The 516-nt window shown below is 36.0% G+C and carries 1 protein-coding gene; it reads right to left on the bottom strand.

Going from position 1 to position 516, the window contains the following annotated elements; all coding sequences use genetic code 11:
- Window positions 1-140: 140 nt before the first annotated feature.
- Window positions 141-516, bottom strand: a 376-nt coding sequence (locus GOQ17_RS16055) for a transposase (protein WP_201288657.1), incomplete at its 5' end; no start/stop codon positions are given.

Below are 516 nucleotides of genomic sequence, written 5' to 3'. Positions count from 1 at the left end.
CTTACTCAGTCATTTTTGTTTAAGGGATTTCTGAAAGATTGTTTATTAATGGTCCTTATTGTAAGTTTAGTCAATAAGGATATGCTATTTGGCTATTATCATCCCAATTTGAGATTTTTAAAGCTAATACCCCTGCTTTTTTAGATTAATTTCAGGATTCTTTTCATATTTACAGTGAAGATCGCCATTGCACCCTGCATTTCCATGTTTTGGATGCCATAGGAATTAGCCCTGCCATATCCATGGACATTTTTGAGTTCACTATTCTTAGCTTCAATTTTATATCTTTCTTTGGATTTACTTCGATAATATTCAGTTTCCTGGAATATCATCTGATCTTTGTGAAGGTCAGATTTTATAGAGACTGAATAGGTTTTCGTTTTAGCTCCAGGCTTATAACACCCCTGCCCAAATGGACAGGCCTTACATTTTTCGACATCAAAGTAATAGGTCTCCGTTTGATTTGTGCCTTGTTCCTTTTTTCCCTGACGGGCCTTTCGGATTGCCAAATGTCCT

It is taken from the genome of Sphingobacterium composti (assembly GCF_009829075.1).
Taxonomy (GTDB): Bacteria; Bacteroidota; Bacteroidia; order Sphingobacteriales; family Sphingobacteriaceae; genus Sphingobacterium; species Sphingobacterium composti.
The sequence above is the reverse complement of the archived record's forward strand: the minus strand, read 5'-3'. Positions and strand labels throughout refer to the sequence as shown.